18 protein-coding genes are annotated in these 20833 nt (G+C 57.3%); 16 read left to right on the top strand and 2 right to left on the bottom strand.

Annotated features, from left to right (window positions below):
- The first annotated feature begins 152 nt into the window (after positions 1-152).
- The 14 genes from PH558_RS27460 to PH558_RS27395 all read left to right on the top strand — a co-directional run bounded on the left by PH558_RS27460 (position 153) and on the right by PH558_RS27395 (position 16197).
- A complete protein-coding gene (locus tag PH558_RS27460) occupies positions 153-1340 on the top strand; it encodes a glycosyltransferase (protein ID WP_285207731.1) in 1188 nt (395 codons plus the stop codon).
- A gap of 398 nt (positions 1341-1738) precedes the next feature.
- Positions 1739-3442, top strand: a complete 1704-nt coding sequence (locus PH558_RS27455; protein ID WP_095438408.1) for a putative bifunctional diguanylate cyclase/phosphodiesterase — start codon at positions 1739-1741, stop codon at positions 3440-3442.
- 15 nt (positions 3443-3457) lie between these two features.
- Positions 3458-3916: a ubiquinone biosynthesis methyltransferase UbiE gene (locus PH558_RS27450; protein WP_285207730.1), complete on the top strand. Its 459-nt coding sequence runs from the start codon at positions 3458-3460 to the stop codon at positions 3914-3916.
- Positions 3913-5088 carry a class I SAM-dependent methyltransferase gene (locus tag PH558_RS27445; RefSeq protein WP_095438410.1) on the top strand — a complete coding sequence of 392 codons (1176 nt, stop codon included), beginning with the start codon at positions 3913-3915 and terminating at the stop codon, positions 5086-5088. The genes PH558_RS27450 and PH558_RS27445 overlap by 4 nt, the downstream gene beginning before the upstream one ends.
- Positions 5085-7445 carry a SpoIIE family protein phosphatase gene (locus PH558_RS27440; protein ID WP_285207729.1) on the top strand — a complete coding sequence of 787 codons (2361 nt, stop codon included), beginning with the start codon at positions 5085-5087 and terminating at the stop codon, positions 7443-7445. Before PH558_RS27445 ends, PH558_RS27440 begins: the two co-directional genes overlap by 4 nt.
- Before the next feature lie 4 nt (positions 7446-7449).
- The gene (locus tag PH558_RS27435) at positions 7450-8004 is read left to right on the top strand and encodes a slr1658 superfamily regulator (protein ID WP_095438412.1); all 555 of its coding nucleotides are present in this window, start codon (positions 7450-7452) and stop codon (positions 8002-8004) included.
- Between the two features lie 18 nt (positions 8005-8022).
- Positions 8023-8361 carry a slr1659 superfamily regulator gene (locus PH558_RS27430; RefSeq protein ID WP_069615114.1) on the top strand — a complete coding sequence of 113 codons (339 nt, stop codon included), beginning with the start codon at positions 8023-8025 and terminating at the stop codon, positions 8359-8361.
- 524 nt (positions 8362-8885) lie between these two features.
- Positions 8886-9899, top strand: coding sequence for a UDP-glucuronic acid decarboxylase family protein (locus PH558_RS27425; protein WP_113409718.1), 1014 nt, complete (start codon positions 8886-8888; stop codon positions 9897-9899).
- Positions 9899-10885: a UDP-glucose 4-epimerase GalE gene (gene galE / locus PH558_RS27420; RefSeq protein WP_285207728.1), complete on the top strand. Its 987-nt coding sequence runs from the start codon at positions 9899-9901 to the stop codon at positions 10883-10885. The genes PH558_RS27425 and galE overlap by 1 nt, the downstream gene beginning before the upstream one ends.
- Positions 10882-12711, top strand: a complete 1830-nt coding sequence (locus PH558_RS27415) for a glycosyltransferase family 2 protein (RefSeq protein WP_285207727.1) — start codon at positions 10882-10884, stop codon at positions 12709-12711. Before galE ends, PH558_RS27415 begins: the two co-directional genes overlap by 4 nt.
- 38 nt (positions 12712-12749) lie before the next feature.
- A complete protein-coding gene (locus PH558_RS27410; RefSeq protein ID WP_285207726.1) occupies positions 12750-14168 on the top strand; it encodes a UDP-glucose dehydrogenase family protein in 1419 nt (472 codons plus the stop codon).
- Positions 14165-14704, top strand: coding sequence for a DUF995 domain-containing protein (locus tag PH558_RS27405; protein ID WP_285207725.1), 540 nt, complete (start codon positions 14165-14167; stop codon positions 14702-14704). The genes PH558_RS27410 and PH558_RS27405 overlap by 4 nt, the downstream gene beginning before the upstream one ends.
- A gap of 17 nt (positions 14705-14721) precedes the next feature.
- The gene (locus PH558_RS27400; protein ID WP_285207724.1) at positions 14722-15669 is read left to right on the top strand and encodes a glycoside hydrolase family 26 protein; all 948 of its coding nucleotides are present in this window, start codon (positions 14722-14724) and stop codon (positions 15667-15669) included.
- Between the two features lie 30 nt (positions 15670-15699).
- A complete protein-coding gene (locus PH558_RS27395) occupies positions 15700-16197 on the top strand; it encodes a DUF995 domain-containing protein (protein WP_095438419.1) in 498 nt (165 codons plus the stop codon).
- Positions 16198-16328: 131 nt separating this feature from the next.
- Here PH558_RS27395 and PH558_RS27390 read toward each other — a convergent pair whose 3' ends face one another.
- Positions 16329-16649: a hypothetical protein gene (locus PH558_RS27390; RefSeq protein ID WP_285207723.1), complete on the bottom strand. Its 321-nt coding sequence runs from the start codon at positions 16647-16649 to the stop codon at positions 16329-16331.
- Between the two features lie 510 nt (positions 16650-17159).
- Here PH558_RS27390 and PH558_RS27385 point away from each other — a divergent pair.
- Complete coding sequence (locus PH558_RS27385) at positions 17160-18290, top strand: helix-turn-helix domain-containing protein (RefSeq protein ID WP_285207722.1); 1131 nt, start codon at positions 17160-17162, stop codon at positions 18288-18290.
- A 139-nt stretch (positions 18291-18429) separates the two neighbouring features.
- On the opposite strand, the gene PH558_RS27380 is transcribed toward PH558_RS27385, so the two are convergent.
- Positions 18430-19437 carry a LacI family DNA-binding transcriptional regulator gene (locus PH558_RS27380; protein ID WP_285207721.1) on the bottom strand — a complete coding sequence of 336 codons (1008 nt, stop codon included), beginning with the start codon at positions 19435-19437 and terminating at the stop codon, positions 18430-18432.
- A gap of 322 nt (positions 19438-19759) precedes the next feature.
- Here PH558_RS27380 and PH558_RS27375 point away from each other — a divergent pair, with 322 nt between their 5' ends.
- Complete coding sequence (locus PH558_RS27375) at positions 19760-20746, top strand: sugar ABC transporter substrate-binding protein (protein ID WP_113409737.1); 987 nt, start codon at positions 19760-19762, stop codon at positions 20744-20746.
- The last annotated feature ends 87 nt before the right edge of the window (positions 20747-20833 follow it).

Raw genomic sequence — 20833 nt, 5'->3', positions numbered from 1 at the left:
GATGGGCATATCCTTGTGTGCAGGCAGACACCGGCAGCTAAATCTTTTGGTTACTCCCTTCGGCCATTTGTATGCCGCGGTGAACCGATGTAGGCCCTGTCGCAAAAGTTGCCGGCTGCCCAATGTTGTTTCGGCCCATGGAGGGAAGAGCAATGCGGGTAGCGATCGTGCATTATTGGCTGGTATCGATGCGCGGCGGAGAAAAAGTGGTCGAGGCGCTCTGCGACATGTATCCGGACGCCGATATCTTCACTCTCGTCTATGATGAAAGCCGTGTCTCCGAGAAGATTCGCAGGCACAAGATTTTCACCTCCTTCCTTCAGCGGATTCCCGGTGCCGCCAAGACCTACCAATCGCTCTTGCCGCTGATGCCCTTCGCATTGGAGAGCTTCGACCTCACCGGTTACGATCTGATCATTTCTAGCGAATCCGGCCCGGCCAAGGGCATCATCCCGCCGCCGCGGGCAACGCATATCTGCTATTGCCATTCCCCCATGCGTTATCTTTGGGATCACTATCACTTCTATCGATCCCATGCGGGCCTCGCATCCCGGCTCATATTGCCGATGCTGGCGCCGATGCTACGCTCCTGGGACGTCAATACGAGCATGCGGGTCGATCGCTTCGTCGCCAACTCGCATCATGTCTGCGACCGCATCGGCAAATATTATCGACGCCCCGCGACCGTGGTCTATCCCCCCGTCAATGTCGATGATTTCATGCCGGCGCCATCGACCGAGGATTTTTATCTCTGCGCCGGCCAGTTGGTTCCCTACAAGCGGATTGATCTGGCGGTGAAGGCTTTTACCCGGATGAATCGCCAGCTGGTCGTCATCGGCGAAGGCAGCGAAGCGGAGGGGCTCAAACGTATCGCCGGTCCATCGATTACTTTTCTCGGACGGACCCCATTTCCAATATTGAGAGAAAAGCTTGCCCGCTGTCGTGCGCTGGTCTTTCCCGGCGAGGAGGACTTTGGCATGGTTCCAGTGGAAGCGATGGCCAGCGGGCGACCCGTTATCGCCTACGGAAGTGGTGGCGCGCTGGAAACGGTCGCGCCGGGCGTGACCGGCGTTCTCTTCGACCAACAGTCCGTCGATGCTCTGATCAAGGCCGTGATCGATTTCGAGGCCATGCAGCACCGCTTTCACCCGGAAACACTGCAAGCGCATGCAGAACAGTTCAGTCCGCGTAAATTCACCGCAGGCATGCAAGCGATCATCAATGAGGAGCTGCTGATCCGCAAGGCGGCAAGGCTTCGCAGCCACCCAGCCGTTCAAGGAGGTCGCGAAGCGCAATTGCCGGTCCTTGCGATGGAACCGCAAAGCAGGACACTCCAGTAGAAGCCAGCGGCAGCGACCGCTGGCCTCGATCAGAAAAGAAGCACGGATGGCGGGCACGCTCCGCGAAACAGCCATGGAGCAATCGAATCACCCTATGGAAGCATTACAACCGACGCACTGCCTCCACTCAGGGAATACAATCTTCAAGCACCCGGAATGACACAGAAAATATTGCCGCGGTCGATTTAATCTGCACATGTCTTAGCAATCATTGCTAAATATGAAGATCTTGTAATATATTCACTTAAAGCGGCTGTCACGTTCTGGTAAGTTATGACTTGCGCCCGCACGCTCGGTGAGACTGCGATTGTTGATGCGCATGCTCCGATGCGAACGGACCAGCTCAAATTGGACAATGGCCGGATTTTGTGTGGCCGGCTTGGGGAGGACGAGGCCATATGCCTGAGAACCGAGTGGATCGGTCGCAGCAAATTCCATATGAGTCCGAATCCGACAACGGTTTAGAGGCGATGATTTCGCTTTGGGACCTCGATCTCAAATTCCTCGACTCCTCCAAGAGGTTCAAAGAGCATATCGGCCTTGCGTCCCGCAACGAGGTGACATTGTGGGAGGCCTATCCGGCACTTGCAAAACCGGCGCTTGCCGAGCTCATTCGTGAGGTAATCGATACGGGTGAACCTCGCGCGATCTCGCTCGACGATCCGAGGCGAGGAAAACGCAACGTTCTCGTCTCCTACATTCGAGTAGGCCTCCTAATTATCGAAACCAACGGGGCAAGCTCGAATGGGAACTTGTCATCCGAAGACAGTGAAAAAGCGCGGCTGATCCATCAGGCAACACACGACGCGTTGACCGGATTGCCCAATCGCCGCCAATTCAGTGCGGCGCTGGCGCAACTCCTTCCAGCGAGCGGCAAGATCGGGCCGGCGCTGATGCAGCTCGATCTCGATGACTTCAAGCCCGTCAACGATACGCTCGGCCATGGTGCCGGCGACATCGTGCTGAAACTCGCCGCCGAAAGAATCAAGGAAGCGCTCGGCCAGGGCGGAACGGTCTACCGTCTCGCCGGCGACGAATTCGCCATCATCCAGGTCGGACCACAGCGTGCCTTCGAGGCGGAACGGCTGGCAGACGCGCTGGTGACCGAATTCAAGAAACCGTTCACGGTCAACGGTATCTCTCTTTTCGTCGGCGTGAGTGTCGGCATTGCAATTGCGCCGCGCGACGGCAACGAGGGGGAACAGCTGATGAAGGCTGCCGATGTCGCCCTTTATGCCGCCAAGAAAGAGGGACGGCGGCGGGCGCGGACTTTCGATCCGGCCATGCTGATCGTGGTCGAACAAAGGGAGCTGCTGCGGCGCAGCCTGCGCGTGGCACTGCAGCGCGACGAGTTCTTCATCGAATATCAGCCGCTCGTGGAGTCTTCGTCCAATGTGGTCGGCTTTGAGGCGCTGCTGCGCTGGCGGCATCCGACCCTCGGGATTATTCCGCCGGCAGCTTTCATTCCCATGGCGGAAGCCGACGGCCTCATGCGCGAAATCGGTCAGTGGATGCTGGAAGAAGCCTGCCGCGAGGCCTTGGCGTGGCCGGCGCACTATACGCTTGCAGTGAACCTTTCTCCGGCGGAATTCCTGACGCCGGGCCTGACCGATCGCGTCTCCCAAACGCTCGATATCGTCGGATTTCCAGCCGAGCGCCTGGAGCTGGAAATCACCGAGGGCGTGCTTCTGGAACGCACGACCAATAATCTGGACACGCTGAATACGCTGAACGTGCTCGGCATCCAGATTTCCCTCGATGACTTCGGCACGGAATATTCCTCGCTCAGCTATCTCAAGAATTTTCCCTTCGATACGATCAAGATCGATCGCTACTTCATCAGGGATCTTTTGCAGGACAGCAAAAGCCAAGCCATTGTGCGCTCCGTGATCGGGCTCGCCCACGGTCTGGACATGCGGGTGACCGCGGAAGGCGTCGAAACGCAGCAACAGGCAGCCTGGCTCCGGGAAGAGGGCTGCGACCGCCTGCAGGGCTACAGCATCAGCCCTCCGCTCAGCGCCGACAAGCTCGATGATTTCATAAGGCAGCGTGCGCGCACTCAACCGGCCACGACATTCGACGAATATCACGCCAGCCCGTGAATTTCCGAAGCGCATTTGATTCGGAAATTTCTCGAGGCGGACTGGTCGCATTGCGACCAGTCCGCCACTTATGTGGCCCGCATGGTCAGCCATGATCGCCACGATCCCATCCGCCATGCCAACCTGCTTTCGTCAGCCCTGAATGAACTCTTCGAGATGTCGTTCCATACCAGAGAAAGCGACGGCACACTTACCTGCCGCCTCTATCGAAACGGCTTGATCGAGCGGATCGAATTGACCTTTCCCTGCTCGGCCGAGCAACGCGATTCATATCAGGCAATCGTCGAGCGCATCGGACAAGGCCAGGCGCTTGCAAACTATCTCGATGTCATCACCGATGACGCCGCGCGTGCCGAGCATGCGATCCTTCTTGGCCTTGCCGTCAATTACGATGCCGATATCGAGCTGTCCGATCAGCATACAGGCGTCATGACTTTCGTGGTGGATCTCGCACTCGAAAGGCTACTCAATTGAACACCCCCTCCTCTAGCCGTTTCACAGCGCAATTCGATGCCAATAATCAGGAATTCTCCCTGTCAGGAGTCCTCAGGCCACATTCGGTTGCCGAGCTCGCCGATGATCTCGCCCTGCTGCGAAACGGTATCGAGACGGTGAATGGTGTCTGCTACATCAATCTGAAGCGCGTCATCCACATGAACAATACGGCGTTCCGTGCCCTGACGCATGCACTCCTCGATGCCACCCGGTCGAGGCCGGATCTCAAGCTGACGGTCGTCGCTTCGAGCGTCGTCGCATGGGCATCGCGGCTGTTTCGCCATTTGAGCGATCTGTCGCCCAACATCGTCGTCGAGATCTACGATTCGGCCTTCTATCCCGGGCAGACATTCGTGGAGAACCAGAGCTTCATCCCGATCCTCCGGACCCAGACGAAAATGACCTGGCGGCACGAACGCGAGATATTGCCGCGACACGGCCTTCGCGAGGGTTTGCATGTTGCCGACATCTGTTGCGGCATCGGCGATTTCGCCATGCTGCTGCGAAAGGATTTCAAGCCGGCGCGGATCGTTGCCCTCGATCACTCGCTGCCGAGCCTGGAATATGCCCGCAAGGTCGCTGATGATTTCGACGTCCAGGACATCGAATATACCTATGGCGACGCATCACAGATGCTGTTCGAGAGTGACCAGTTCGATTTCGTGACCTGCAGGCATTCGCTGCAGATCTTCGACCGTCCGGATGTTCTGCTGCGCGAACTCTATCGCATATGCAAGCCAGGCGGCAGGGTCTACATCACCAACGAGAAGAACTCCCATTGTCTTGGCGAGCCCAGAGCCGACAGTATCCAATGGACCTATAACGAGGTCGCGAAGCTGTTTGCCCATTTCGACATGGATGTCGAAATGGGTCCCAAGGGCCGCCGCATGCTGCTGGATGCTGGCTTCAAGGATGTGCGGATGGAAAGCTTCATGGTCACCAATCTCGACGGCGATCCCCAGGATTTCGCCGACATCATCACGGCGTGGCAGAATGTCTATGCAGGTGAGATGGCGGTCCGAAGAGGGGATTCGGCCGCATTCATCGAGCGATTCAAACAAGGTTTCGCCGATCATATTTTTGCCGCGCTCCATCCAAGAGGCTATGCCGGCTGGCCGATCTGGGCTTCCTCGGGACAGAAACCGCTATGACAGACCCGTCAACCGCCAAGCAACGGCTCGGACTGCGCTCATTTCGCGCCAAATTTCTACTCGTGGTCGGGGGTGCCGTTCTTTTCGACCTGCTCGTCAGCGGCGGCCTTGCACTATGGAACGTCCAGCGTCTTTCGCGCAACGCCACGACGGAAGTGGGACAAGGCTTGGAGAAGGCGAGCCAGGATTACATTCGCTCCTATGCGGATTCGACCGCCGCAGAGGTCGGTCTGCTGATCGACCAGGTCCATTCCGATGTGAAGGCGCTGGCCGGCGTCCTGCAGGGGCAGATCGACAATCCGGCCAGGAGCGTCGATGTCGGTGCTGCCATGAGCAGAGCGTCACCAGGCGCCGTAACGGTGACCTACGATCCGGCTGGCCAATGGTCACAGAACCTGCCCGGCACGCCCTCGGTCATCAGCGTCTGGGGGTACCTGCTCGATAAGGATCACCATCCCCTGCCCCAGGTGCAGGCAGACATAGAATGGAGCGCGGTGCTCGATCTGGTCGCCCCTTCATTGCTGCGCAATGGCGCGTCGAAGCTGCAGATGTATTATATCGGGCCTAGGGAGCGTCCGATTTTTCGGACCGCTCCCTATACGACGCAGGCCCAGACCTTCGACCGGCTCTATCCCGGACACAACAGCTCCGATTTTTGGACATTCTTCTTTCCCGGCCTATACGAATCCTGGCAGCAATGGGCCTCCAACCCGTCATCCCGCCCCGTTGCCGATTACATCACCCAGACCGCGCCCTATACCGACGCTATCACCGGCAAGTTGATCGTCAGCTTTTTTCATCCGCTCTGGACGCCGGATCGGCATCAAGTAGCCGGTGCGGCAGGTGCCGATATCACGCTCACACAACTTGCCGAAATCGTCGAACATGTGAAAGTCGCCCAGACCGGCTTCGGCTTCCTCGCCATGTCAAATGGAAATGTCGTCGCAATCAATCCCGTGGGCGAGAAGGTCATCGGCTTGCGTGCCGCCAACGATGCTGCCGCCAAGGGCGTCACCGGCGTCGATCGATCCTTGCGCAACAGCACCCAAACGGCGATCACCAAGCTGCCGCTCGACGCCGATGGCGTGATCCAGCATATCACCCTCAGCCAACAGGGAGAGGATGTTCCCTACCTCGCGGTCGTCAAGCAATTGCACCCGACCAATCTCTGGGTGGACGGGCCGGTCAAGAGCGAGGTCATGTCGCTCGGGATCGTGGTACCCGAGCGCGAGATCTACGCCTCGCTCATTGCCGCCAAGGACGAGATATCGCGGGCAACCAACCGCATCCTGCTTTATCAGATCATGGCGGTCCTTGTGTCGCTGATGATCGTCACGGCGGCGGTCTTCGCTGCCTCGAAACGCGTCACCAGCGGCATCAGCGCGCTGGCAAGCGCCGCCAAACGCATACAGGCGAAGGATTATTCCGTCAGGGTCGATATCTCGACCAGGGACGAGGTGGCGGAGGCCGGTATCGCATTCAACCGGATGGCGGAGGATATCAGCTTCCACACCGAAAACCTCGAAAAGCTCGTTTCGGATCGGACCCAGGAGATCGAGGCGGCCAAGGAAGAGATTTCGACCCTCAACAGCCAATTGAAGAACGAAAATCTGCGGCTGGGTGCCGAGCTCAATGTCGCCCGGCAGATCCAGCTCATGGTCCTGCCGCGGGCCAAGGAGCTGACGGCGATCAAGCATCTGGAGATCGCCGCCTATATGCGCCCGGCCGACGAAGTCGGCGGCGATTACTATGATGTTCTCCAGAACGGAAACAACCTGAAGATCGGCATCGGCGACGTGACCGGCCACGGGCTGGAGAGTGGCGTGCTGATGCTGATGGTGCAATCGATCGCCCGCGCCCTGCAGGAAGCAGGCGAGATGGACCCGGCAAAATTTCTGACCGATCTCAACCGCGCCATCTTCAAGAACATCGAACGAACACGGACGGACAAGCATCTGACCCTGTCGTTCCTCGACTATGACGGCGAGAGATTGACTATATCCGGCCAGCACGAGGACATGATCATCATTCGCCAGGACGGCAAGGTGGAGCGGATAGACACAGGCGATCTCGGTCTTCCTGTTGGCCTCGAGCCTGACATAGCTCCCTTTATCGATACGCGGCAAGTATCCTTCGAGAAAGGCGACATGATAGTCCTGCATACCGATGGTGTCACCGAAGCGGAGAATTCGAAGGGTGAATTGTTCGGCTTCGACAGGCTTTTGGAGGATGCCCGCCGCCTGCATGGCGGGACTGCGGAAGAAGTCGTCGAGGGCATACTTGACGACTTGATGGCTTACATCGGGACCCACAAGATCCATGACGATATTACCCTTGTGGTGATGCGGCACAGGTGAGGAGATGACAACAGCAATTTTCGGCAGGGAAGATCTGGTTTCGTTCGACGGCACCAATGCCCTTCGCATCCGCCTGTTCGACGGACCTCTTCATCTGGCGTGGCGCCATTCGGCCATGACATCCGACTTTATCGCGGAAACGATGGCGCTCGATTTCCGTGCTTCCGAACGCCAATACAAGACGGTACGGCACGATATCGGTTATTTGACCAACGAGCTCATCGAAAACTCCATCAAGTTCCGGGCCACGGGCGAGATCCTGATCGAGGCGCTGAGGGATGCCCATTATTTCAGGATGCGGATCATGAACCTGATCGACCGCGAAGCGACCGACCGCTTCCAACAATTGTTGCTCAGGGTTACGACCGGCGATCCAGGCGATCTCCTGATAGAGCAGATCGAGGCAAGCGTTCTTGCCGGCGACGATGCATCCGGGTTAGGACTGTTGACATTGATGAGTGATTACCAGGTTCAGTTGGCCTGGCATTTCGACGAGGATGGTCCGCGCAAGCGGATCAAGCTGCAAACCTATGCCGCAATGGCGATTTCATCGGCGTGAACCAGCGAGAGGCCTTTTATGGAAATCAAAGAAGAAGCATTCCGCGTCTGGTCCGAAGGCAGTACCTTATATTTTGACGGAACCATGCGTCTGGCGGGTCCCGATGCCTATGCACCGGTCTATGATCTGGCCAGGACGATCCTTCATGGGGGTGGAGGCAAAGCGACTTTCGATCTCACCGGTCTGCAATTCTTGAATTCTTCGGGCATCAACCTGCTTGCCAAACTGACGATAGAGGCGCGCAAGCATCCGGATGTTCATCTTACCGTCTGCGGCTCCTCGCAAATTCCCTGGCAGATGAAATCATTGCCAAACCTGAAAAAGCTGCATCCGCGCCTGGATCTGCGCCTCACCTAGCCATCAAACGCTTACCGCCCCTTATTCTGGGTGTTCCATGGGGTGGGTGTGTGAAAGCTCATCCGCTCGGCTGTAGCGCCGCGCGCGGATACGAAAACTTGCTGGAGAAGAGGCGCATCGTGACACAACATATTGCGCGAATTTCTTTGAAGCGGAATTTCGGTTAGTTCTCTCTTCGGCCTGTCGACCTCGCCAGCTGAGACGGATATAAATAACAATACTCTATGCTATCTCTTATATATCTTATGATACTGAAGTATATGTAAATTCTACAATAAAAACTTCAGTTTAAATCGTACATTCAACATAAATATTTTAAGCGAGCGCGCCTGTGCTGATAGCTGCAAAAATGGACAGAATGTAAAACTTCTGCATTCCCTGATAACGACAGCATAGTTAAACATTTGTAAACTATAGCTGTAAATTGCAGAAATAATTCCCAGTTGTAAAAGCCTGACAAAAGGGCGGAAGTCTTACTTCGCCCTGAATACTCGGCTGCGTGTCTATAGTACCGGGAGGGTTTGATGGGCATAGCGTTCAAATCTGCAGGCATAACTCCAAAAAATACCAAGAGGCGTACAATACTTGTTGCGGGAGGCGCGGGGTTCCTCGGCTCGCATCTTTGCGACCGGCTTCTGCAGGATGGTCATGAAGTCATCTGCGTGGATGATTTTTCAACCGGGCGGATGGACAATTTATGGCATCTACTTCGCTACGACACGTTCAGCTTTATCCGCCACGACGTCATAGCGTCACTCGATCTGCCTGTCAGCGAGATCTACAATCTGGCCTGCCCGGCATCTCCACCGCACTATCAGGCCGATCCGATCCATACGATGAAGACATGCGTTTTCGGCTCGCTCAATCTGCTGGAGCTAGCCACGCATCACCAGGCGCGCATCTTCCAGGCCTCGACCTCGGAGATCTATGGAGATCCCCAGGTGCATCCGCAGCCGGAAAACTATTGGGGCAACGTCAATTCCTTCGGCCCGCGCTCGTGCTACGACGAAGGCAAGCGTTCCGCCGAAACGCTTTTCCGTGACTTTCACGCTAAGCACGGCGTCGACATCAGGATTGCCCGCATCTTCAACACCTATGGGCCACGCATGCGCCCCGACGACGGCCGCGTCGTTTCCAATTTCATCGTCCAGGCACTCAGGGGCCAGGACATCACAGTCTACGGCGATGGCTCCCAGACGCGGTCGTTCTGCTATGTCGCCGACCTGATCGATGGTTTCGTCCGCCTGATGGCCGACCAAACGGTCATCCATACGCCCGTCAACCTCGGTAATCCGGCGGAATTTACCGTGCGTGATCTTGCCGAACAGGTAATCGCAATCACCGGCTCCAACTCAGAGATCGTCCATAAGCCCCTACCGATCGACGATCCGCGTCAGCGCCGGCCCGATATCAGCGTTGCGAAACGCGAATTGGGATGGGAACCGTCGGTCGCCCTAGCGGATGGACTGAAGTCCACCATCGCCTACTTCGAACGGCAGCTGGTTCGTCCAAGCAGCGAGCTTTTCGAGGTTGCGTGATGGCCAGGCAAAAAATACTCGTCGTGGGTGGCGCCGGCTTCATCGGCAGTCACACTGCGAAACTCCTCCATCGCCAGGGCTTTGAGCCCGTCGTCTATGACAATCTCTCGACGGGCCACCTGACCTCTGTGCGCTGGGGGCCTTTCCTGGAAGGAGATATTCTTGACACGTCCCGTCTTGCCGAGGCGATCGATGGCCACAAGCCTGCGGCAATCATACATTTCGCCGCCTCGGCCTATGTCGGCGAGTCCGTTGAAAATCCTGCGAAATACTACGCCAACAATGTCAACGGCACGCTGTCGGTTCTGGAGGCATGCCGCCGCACGCAAGCCGATAAGCTGATCTTTTCATCGAGCTGCGCGATCTACGGAATTCCCGCCCATCTGCCGATCCGCGAATGCGAGATGCCTCAGCCGATCAATCCCTACGGCAGAACGAAGCTCATTGCCGAACATATGCTTGCCGACTATTCCGCCGCCTACGGACTTTCCTATGTGGCGTTGCGCTACTTCAACGCCTCGGGCGCCGATCCGGAACGGGAGCTCGGCGAATGGCATGATCCCGAAACCCACCTCATTCCCCGCGCGTTGCTGGCGACAGCCGGCGCGATCGAAACCTTGGAAGTCTATGGAGACGATTACGACACGCCGGATGGCACCTGTGTGCGCGACTATATCCACGTGCTGGATCTCGCCAGAGCGCATGTCCTAGCAGTCGAGTATCTATTGGCCGGCGGTGACAATCTTGCCGTCAATCTGGGGACAGGGCACGGCACGTCGATCAAGGAGATCGTCGGCGCGATCGAGCGCGTTTGTGGGCGCAAGGTTCCCGTCGCCATACATAGGCGGCGGCTGGGCGATCCGCCTGCCCTGTATGCCGCTTCAGACCTTGCTGCCGAAAAACTCGGTTTCCGCGCCCTGCATTCGAATATCGAAACGATCATCCGGACCGCGGCTCCTTTCTTCGGACTGGAGATGCGAGGATGACATCGATCCGGACACGAGCTGAAGTAATGAAGGAAAGGGCGTTGATGACGCCAGTCCTACAGGGTCGCCAGCGCGCGGAATATGTCGTTTGCGCTACGCTGTGGCTTGCGGCACTTGTCTATTTCTGGAACTGGTGGTTTACACCCGCACACCATGTCGACCCTATGGGATCGGTCTTGCTGACCCTGGTGCTTGCCTGGGTAACGATCATTCCAGCCTATTTCATCATCGTCTTCTTTCGCGCCGAAAAGCCGACGGGACAATTGCGGACTCCCGCCGGCAGCCGCATCGCCATGGTGGTCACCAAGGCACCATCGGAGCCCTTTGCAGTGGTGGCCCGGACGTTGGATGCCATGCTGGCACAGAATGTGCCGCACGACACCTGGCTCGCGGATGAGGATCCGTCACCCTCGACGCTGGAGTGGTGCCGCAAACATGGCGTACAGGTTTCCACCCGCCGGGGCCGCAAAGATTATCACCGCCAGACCTGGCCGCGGCGCACCCGCTGCAAGGAAGGCAATCTTGCCTTCTTCTACGATCACCACGGCTATGAAGACTATGATTTCGTCGTGCAGCTCGATGCCGATCATGTGCCCGAGCAAGGCTATCTTTTTCAGATGCTTCGCCCCTTCGCCGATCCGGCGGTCGGCTACGTATCCGCGCCGAGCATTTGCGATCAGAATGCAGATGAAAGCTGGTCGGCACGCGGCCGTCTCTATGCGGAAGCCAGCATGCACGGATCGCTTCAGGTGGGGTTCAATCACGGGCTGTCACCGCTTTGCATCGGCTCGCACTATGCCGTTCGCACCAAGGCCCTCAGGAGCATTGGCGGACTGGGTCCAGAGCTGGCGGAAGACCACTCCACCACGCTGATGATGAATGCGCATGGCTGGCGTGGCATTCATGCGCTCGATGCCATTGCGCATGGTGATGGCCCGCGCACCTTTGCCGATCTCATCACCCAGGAGTTTCAGTGGTCGCGCAGCCTGATGATGATCCTGCTGCAATATTCACCAAGCCTGATCAAACGGCTGCCGCTGCGTCTCAAGATCCAGTTCCTGTTTTCGCAGCTCTGGTATTCCCTCTTCTCGCTCTTCATGGCGCTGATGTTCGTCATGCCGATCATCGCGCTTGTTAGAGGCAAGACCTTCGTCGATGTCTCCTATCCCGACTTTCTGCTGCACTTCGTGCCGCAATCCGTTCTGCTGATCCTGTTTGCTTATCGCTGGCGCAGTACGCATACGTTTAGACCGGTCAATGCCAGGATCCTGAGCTGGGAGATGACATTGTTCCTGTTTGCCCGCTGGCCGTGGGCACTCGCAGGCGCTCTGGCTGCCATTCGCGATTGGGCGACCGGATCGTTCGTGGATTTCCGCGTCACGCCGAAAGGCACATCGGAGATCGATCCGCTGCCGTTCCGGGTCCTTGCGCCCTATGCCCTTCTCTCTCTCGCCTCCATCTTGCCGGTGCTGTCCGTCAGCGCGGAAGAGAGCAGCGGCTTTTATATCTTCGCAACGATGAATGCCGCCATCTACACTTTGCTGCTGCTGGTCATCATCGTCCAGCATGCGCGTGAAAACACGCTCGGCACGAACAAGCGCTTTTATCGGCCGGCGCTCGCCAGCGCTCTGCTTGCTCTGACCGCGCTGCCATTTGTCGGCATCATGGAGCATGGCCGCGCCGGAGTACAATCACTGATTTGGGACACCGACGGTTACGTGCTGTTCGACAATCGTTTTTCGGTGGCAGGCGCCGGAATTGGCGGGCGTGGATTACACAGAATGGTGCTCAATCCGCACTGGCACGTGAGTGATACGGACAATTGAGGTTCATGACGGGAAGGACGCTATTGGCGGGAACGCACATGAAGATAGCTGTTATTGGAACCGGATATGTGGGCTTGGTCAGCGGCACATGCTTCGCCGAATGGGGCAATCGTGTCGTCTGTGTGGACAAGAATGCCGATAAGATCGCCGCCCTTCGTCACGGCAGGATGCCGATCTACGAGCCGGATCTCGACGAGCTGGTGGAACGAAACTATGCCGCAGGACGGCTGGACTTTACCTGCGACATCGCAAAGGCAGTCGAAGGAGCAGCCATCGTCTTCATAGCGATCGCCGCTCTGCCACATCCAGGACAAACGGATGTCGATCTTTCCTTCATTTACCAGGCAGCGCGCGAGCTTGCGGCGCTTATCTCGGCTGATAGCATTGTGGTGATAAGATCGACGGTGCCGGTCGGAACCGGCGACGCCGTGCACAGGATCATCAGCTCGGCCCGGACGCCAGGCACCTTCGCCGTCGCCTCCAATCCGGAATTTCTGCGCGAAGGCGTTGCGGTGCACGATTTTCTCGCTCCGGACCGTATCGTCCTGGGCGTGGAGGAGGAGTGGGCGTGCAAACGGCTTGTCGAGCTCTATGACGTCCCGCTCGAACGCCAGAATACGCCCGTCATCATCACGATGCGCCGGACGGCTGAGCTAATCAAGCATGCCGCCAATGCCTTTCTCGCCACAAAGATCACCTTCATCAACGAACTTGCCGATCTTTGCGAGGAGATGGGCAGCGATGTTGGAGAGCTGGCTCTCGGCATGGGACTCGACAAGCGCATCGGGGCAAGCCTCCTTGCCGCCGGCCCCGGCTATGGCGGCTCATGCTTCCGCAAAAGCGCGCTTGCACTGTTGCAGACGGCGCAGGACCATGGCGTGGCGCTGCGTATCGTCGAGGAAACCCTTGCCGTCAACGAGATGCGCAAGCGGCGCATGGCACGGAAGGTCAGCAAGGCACTTGGCGGCGATATTGACGGCCTGACCATCGCCATTCTCGGCCTGACCTTCAGGCCCGACACCGACGACATGCGCGATGCGCCCGCCGTGCCGCTCATCGAAACGCTGCAGCGCCTGGGTGCTCGCATCCGGGCATACGACCCCGTCGGCATCGAGAATGCAGCAAAGGTTCTCAGCAGCGTCGATTTCCACGAGGATCTTTATGAATGCGCGAGAGATGCGGATGCCGTCGTGGTCATGACAGAATGGGATGCCATCCGAAAGATCGACCTGGCCCAGCTCAAGCAGAAACTGCGCCAGCCTGTTCTCATAGACCTGCGAAATGCGCTGGATGCAGAAGCCGCCCACCGGATTGGCTTTCACGTCTACGCCATAGGTAAGTCGGCAAGCACACACAGCAGCCTGCGCGATATCGGCAAGCGACGAAACCGGCAGCGAGCCGTGAAGGCTGCAACCCCAAAGCTCGTTCCAATCCACGATACGGGAGAAACAATATGAAGCCATCAAGGAAGCAAACCTCCCTGGTCCCTGCAGCATCGCTGGCATGTGCGATCGTGCTTGGACTTGCAGCGGGGAGCAATGCGGCCGTAGCCGCGACGACCACCAAGGTGCCGGATGGAGCAAGACCCATGACGGCAGCTGAACTTTACATGCTCTATCACGACAAGAGTTGGCGCTGGCCCGATGGCGCAGGCCGAATGCAGAATACCGACCGTCGATTTTCGGCTTGGGTCGACGGAACCGGCGGACAATCCTGGGCCGAAGGCCGCTGGGCTGTGACAGACACCGGCCGTCTGTGTCTCGAGGCAACCTGGCACGCCGCAAACGGCCAGTTTCCCGCCAAGACATGCTTCATCCATCGCATTCTCGATGGAACGATCTATCAGAAACGCGAGACTGGCGGAGCATGGTTCGTGTTTCGCCATCCCGTCACTAAGAAAACCGATGAGGCGACAAACTTGATCGCCGATGATCTGGTCTCACAACGACTGGAGGCCTTGAAGACCTCTTTGACCGTCCGCAAGACCGAATAGAGGAAGGAGGCAATGATATGAAAACCTTATCAAAACTAACGACGGCCTTGCTTGCGGCCGGCGCCCTGTGTGGGGGCGTATACGCTGCCAGCAACGGCCTGGATGCAAGGGCCGAGACCCGGCCGCTCTTCAACGACAAGAGGCCGATCATCACACCCCAGTCGCTGCCGGGGGGCGCCTATGATCCCAATGGGGACTTTTCCAATGACCCCAGTCCGAAGATCGAGCACCTCTTCCTGCCTTGGGAAGACGTCGATCTGTCGACGCTGGGCACGGCAGACGATTATGCCCGCAAGCGCGGGCGCTCGCTGCTGATCACCGTCGAGCCCTGGTCATGGGCCCGCGACTGGCGCGTCACGCCAACCGATCTTCTCAATGGAATTCTGGCGGGCCGCTACGATTCCAACATGACGGCGATCTGCTCCGCAGCCGCAAAGCTCAATGCACCCGTCACCATTCGCTGGGCCCAGGAAATGGATGAGAAGAACGGGCAGTTTACCTGGGCCTACTGGAACGCGGAGGAGTATGTGAAAGCCTACAGGCACGCCGTCACCGTCTGCCGCAAGAGCCTTCCCACGGCAAAGTACATGTGGTCGCCGATGGGCAAGGACGGGCTTGAAGCCTACTATCCCGGCGATTCATTCGTCGACGTGGTCGGGCTGTCGGTCTTCGGTTACCAGCCGTTCGATCAGCGCAAGCTCGGACGGGATTCGACCTTTGTGGAGGCGACCAAACCCGGCTACGACCGCGTGAAACGCTTCAAGAAACCCATCGTGATCGCGGAATTGGGCTATCAGGGAAATGAGGGCTACGTTCACGCGTGGGCCGAGGAGGCCAACAAGCCGCATTCCGAATTCCCCGACCTGCAAGCAGTGGTCTACTTCAACGACCGTGAAGTCTACCCCTGGCCGGATGGTCTGGGCAGGCCGGATTGGCGCGTTGCCACGCCGCCCCTCTTGAATTGACCGCGACGCTGAAAGGTTGAGGAGAAACACATGTTTTGGTTCCGTTTCATCATCCTGAATGCCATGTTCGCGATGCTGCTGGTCGGCACCGCGAACGCGGCGACACAGCATCAAATCGATCGAATGACTGCGCGTGCGGCACATCACGCCATGCCGATGAGCGCCAAGGAACTGAAAAAGCTCTACGCGGGACGCTCCTGGATATGGAAGGACGGGGCCGGCTTCTTCTCGCGTCATCACCGTCGATTTACGGCCTGGTCGCATACGGGCGCTCAAAAATCCTACGCAAGGGGCATCTGGTATGCGACCGATCGCGGGCGGCTCTGCATGAGCGCTGTCTGGTACAGCAAGAAAAGTGCCGCACCCAACGTGTCCTGCTTCCTGCATCGCAAGAAGGCTGGGATCATCTATCAGAAACGAGCATCAGGCGGAAAATGGTATGTGTTCCGTCATAATCCGATCAAACATGATGACGAAGTTCTGAAACTGCGGCCGGGCGACTATGTTCGCAGACATCTGCCCGGTTGAAGTCGAATACTCACATAGGGGCTTTTACTTGGATAGCGGACGGCATGCGTCTCACCTGTTCCGTCGAACCGCCATCCGGGAAATGCCCCTATTCTTTGCCGCACGCACTGCGCGACATCAGCCGGCTCAACTCAAAACGGGCTGCGATTGTAGCAATGCGACGTTCTTCCAAATCCACTTGGTGTGCAGATATAGGGAGAGCCCTTAAAGTAATCCTCGGCGGAGACCGAAGTCGTCTTGGCGAGAGAGCTTCCACTATAGAAGACGACATTGTTCTTTTGATACTTCTTCATGTACAACTGCACAGTCTTATTTTTTATGTGCGCATTCTCGGCAGCATTTGCATGTTCATGCATGATCACCGAAGATGCAATCGCAAGCATTACCGATAAAGATACACCAATTTTTCGATTAGCAGCGGATAGATTGCAAGAGTTCTTCCAAAAACTCATAAGTTTACTCTCCTTGACAAGTTTCCTTCGTGTATTTCAGCGGAAAATATTTAAGCAACTTCTATAAATATCTTGAAAATATTAATGAAATCTGCTTAATTTCCCCTTACAGCCTTCGGGCGGGGGACCTGCAACAATGCTGCCTGCGATAGTGTTAACTTGGCGCGACATTCGGTTAATGCACAGAGCCTTGACTCAGACATCCACAGACTTCTTTGGTTCGCTGGCCATGGCGCACCGCGGGGCAGAATTCTTTGCTCAAGACATGAAACTATCTCTCTTTTTACGTCCGTTCGCCAACCGGCAGGCGCCCGGATGGACTGAAATTCAGGCTGTTTTGCGACGATTGGGGAAGATCGTAGCCGGACGGGGCCTGTACTATCCGCGCGCGGCCTGTTTTGGATGCCCATTACTCGCCCCCATGGGCGCATGCCCCCTTCATCCGACTGCGGCAGGGATACCGCGGCGACCACCAGCCGATTTGGCATGTTTTGTCGAAAGATCACCACGATGATGTGGAGCAAGACCGAGATTGCAACCGGACAGCCGGCTTTTGTCGAAAGGCGCCGGTGGCCCCGTATTTCCGAAGCTCCAATTTGCGGCAAGACCACAGATCTGCCAGAGCTCGCGTCGCTGCCATTTTCCACATCCAATGAGGCCCCCAGCCAGCAATTCCCGGCCTGGCAGAAGCATATGGCGCCGTTGATAGACGCTTATCTTCCCGAAAACGCCCAGGCTGGAGATGGCTTCGCAGCAACTCAAACCGTCTGGAATCTCGAAGGAGCGCTTCTCATCCAGCAACAAACGCCGGCCTTCAGCTATGAACGCTCACCGGAGAAAGTACGCTTCAGCGCCATAGATCATTGGCAGATCACCTTCCTGCGCACGGGCAAGACATGGACCAGCGTCAATGGGCATGTGGTTGAAAACGAGCCCGGCATGATGGAAATCCGGGCACTTGGCTGCCCGTTTTATGGTCGCACCATAAGCGCGCAATCCGTCGCCCTCATTCTACCTTGCGATTTGTTCGCCGATCACGGCGGACTGCCTGGAGCAAGCAACAACATCGTCCTGGGGGGCGCGCGCGTCAAGCTGCTAGCGGACTACATCGCTTTTCTCGAAGCGAACCTCAACCGTTTGATAAGGGATGATCTGCACAGTGTACGCAACCAGCTGCAAGAGATGATATTTCATAGCGTCACGCCGCTGGTGAATGGCCATGCGACCGGCGATCGCAGCTCCGAGATCGGACTGATGACGAAAGCTCGTCGCTTTATCCAGAGCAATCTCGGATCAGCGGAGCTAACTCCGGAAGCGTTGAGCCGTGAATTGGCAATTTCCCGAACCAGACTGTACGAATTGTTCCAGGCCTCGGGTGGCGTCTTGAACTACGTGCGCAGAAGACGGCTTCTGGCTGCACGCGCAGCTTTGGCCGATGTGAGCAATGGGCAGAAAATTGCAGATATCGCCAGCAATCTCGGCTTCGAATCGGGAGCCAACTTCAGCCGGGCCTTCACACATGAATTCGGCTACAGCCCAAGCGAGGTCCGCAGACATACCGGAGAATGCAAGGTAGAGCATCTGCCACGGGTGACGAAGACATCCAGCCTCAGCGACTGGCTTAATACACTGGGTATTTGATGGTTACAAACTATGTTGCTGTAAGGCAGTTCCGATACTGCTGAAGACATGTCTCGTGGACAATACATGCGGATAAAGACGTGCATGTAGTTCTTCAATATTCAGATGTAATGCCATCTACGATCACCGGCATCATCTTTTAATCCGGCTGTGGTGAAGACGTTGTTTCCCCCTCAGAAATCTCGCAGGCCAGCAGGAGTGGCTTGCCGAGAGCCGGGGCATCCTGCTTGCTCAACAAAACGGCGACCGCCGCTGCGGCTATTTCCTGAATCGGCTGTTTCACGGTGGTCAGGCGTGGTGTTGTCATGCTTGCGAGCGGAATACCATCAAAGCCGACGATGGAAAGGGCAGCCGGGATTGGGATCCCCAAATCATGTGCTGCACGCATGCAGCCGATCGCCTGCTGGTCGGAACTTGCGAATATGGCAGTTGGACGCTCGTGGCGGGCACGCGCGAGAAGATAGTTTCCGGCGGACCGCCCGCTTTCATAGTCGAAAGCCGCTTCTGCGATCAGCGGAACCGAATTCTGCCTGCCGTCGCCGACCACCTCCATTGCATCCAGATAACCCTTGAGACGATCGTTGGCAGGAACGGAGTCTTTGGGACCCGAAATGAAGCCGATGCGGCGATGACCAAGCTTCACGAGATGCTCGACGCCGAGGCGCACGCCGCTGCGATGATCGGCAGCGATGCCGGAATATCCCGGCAGCAAGCGGTCGACGATGACGATCGGCAGCCCCTTCGGCAGCTTGAGCGCATGGAAATCGTTGCTTGGAACAAGGATGATGCCATCCACCTTCCGGCTTGTCAGCTGGCCGATCCGATCCGCTTCCTTGGCCGCATGGTCGAAAGAGGTCATGACGATGATGTTATAGCCATGCTTTGCCGCCGCTTGCTCTGCGGACTGGACGAGTTCCGCGAAGAAGGGATTGGTGAGATCGGGAATGATGATGCCGATGAGACGGCTGATCTTGCTGCGCATGCTTCTGGCAGAAGGATCGGGCGTATAACCGAGCTCTTCGATGATGCTTCTGACCCGCGCCCTCAATTCATCCGTCACGGAAGGGTGGTCATTCAAAACCCTTGAGACGGTCCCGGTGGAAACCCCCGCCAGCTTGGCAACGTCTCGAATTCCAACCTTCGCCATAACGGAACCAATATCCCTTCATTTCACCTTCCGAGCACCATGGAGGCGCCTGACCAGGCCCTCAGCTAATGGTCTCTCCCGCCTTAGTCAAAAGGCTTCATGTCAGGCAGATCCTCCGCCGCGAAAACAACACCAGCCCGGTGGAAACGGTTCATCATACCTATCTTCCGAGACCGGTAAAGCTCCAATTTCACTTGTTTTTCACCAAAAAATCGGCGCCTTGACAATTCCTGGCGGCATGCTACCCAATATATGTGGAAACGGTTCATTGTCGCAGACAACTCAGGTGGAGCTGAGCCCAGGACCGTTCGGGAGGAAAGAAATGACCAATTCTACAAAGTGCGAATCCGTCTTGATCAACGCGAAGCGGCGTGCGGCGCTGAAACTGGGGCTTGCCGGCACCCTGGTGCTCGCGCTGTCCTGCGGCATATCGCCTGCCTTTGCCGCGAGCAAGCCGAAGGTCGGGCTGATCATGAAGTCTCTGTCCAATGAGTTCTTCAAACAGATGAAGGCCGGCGCCGACAAATATGCGGCCGAAAACAAGGACAAGTTCGACTTCAAGGCCGTCGGCATGAAGGACGAACGCGACTTCGCAGCCCAGGTCGATGCCGTCGAGAACTTCGTGACGCAGAAATACGACATCATCGTCGTCGCGCCGGCCGATTCCAAGGCCATGGCCACGCCGCTCGCAAAGGCGGTGAAGGCTGGCGTGAAAGTCATCAACATCGACGTGCCGCTCGATGCCGACGCCAAGAAGGCCGCCGGTATCGATCTCGCCTTCTTCGGGCCGGACAACACGGCCGGCGCCAAGCTTGCCGGCGATGCGCTCGCCAAGGATCTGGGTCCCGGCGCAAAGGTCGTGATCCTGGAAGGCAATCCCGAGGCCGACAACGCCAAGGAGCGCAAGGCGGGCTTCATGGACTCCATCAAGAACGGCAAGCTGGAGCTTCTCGACAGCAAAACCGCGCATTGGGAGACGGAAGAAGCCAACACCGTGATGACGAATTTCCTGACCAAGTACAAGGATATTCAGGGCGTCATGGCCGCCAACGACTCCATGGCGCTCGGCGTGGTCAAGGCGCTTGATGCATCCGGCCAGGCAGGCAAGATCAAGGTTGTCGGCTTCGACAATATTCCGTCCGTCAAGCCGTTGCTCAAGGATGGCAAGATGCTGGCAACCGTCGAACAGTACGGCGCGGAAATGGCCGCCATGGGCATCAAGTATGGCCTTCGCGAATATGCCGGCGAGAAATTCACCGGCTGGGTCAAGACGGACGTGACGCTCGTCACCGCTAAGGACCTCAAATAGTCGATAAACCCGCGCTGCGGGCAAAGGATGCGTCGGCATTTGCCGGCGCATCCGCTTTTCGATCGATCTTCTGGTCGGCATTCAGCG

The sequence above is a fragment of the Rhizobium pantanalense genome (assembly GCF_030182525.1).
Lineage (GTDB): Bacteria > Pseudomonadota > Alphaproteobacteria > Rhizobiales > Rhizobiaceae > Rhizobium.
This window is presented reverse-complemented; position numbering and strand designations above follow the sequence as displayed.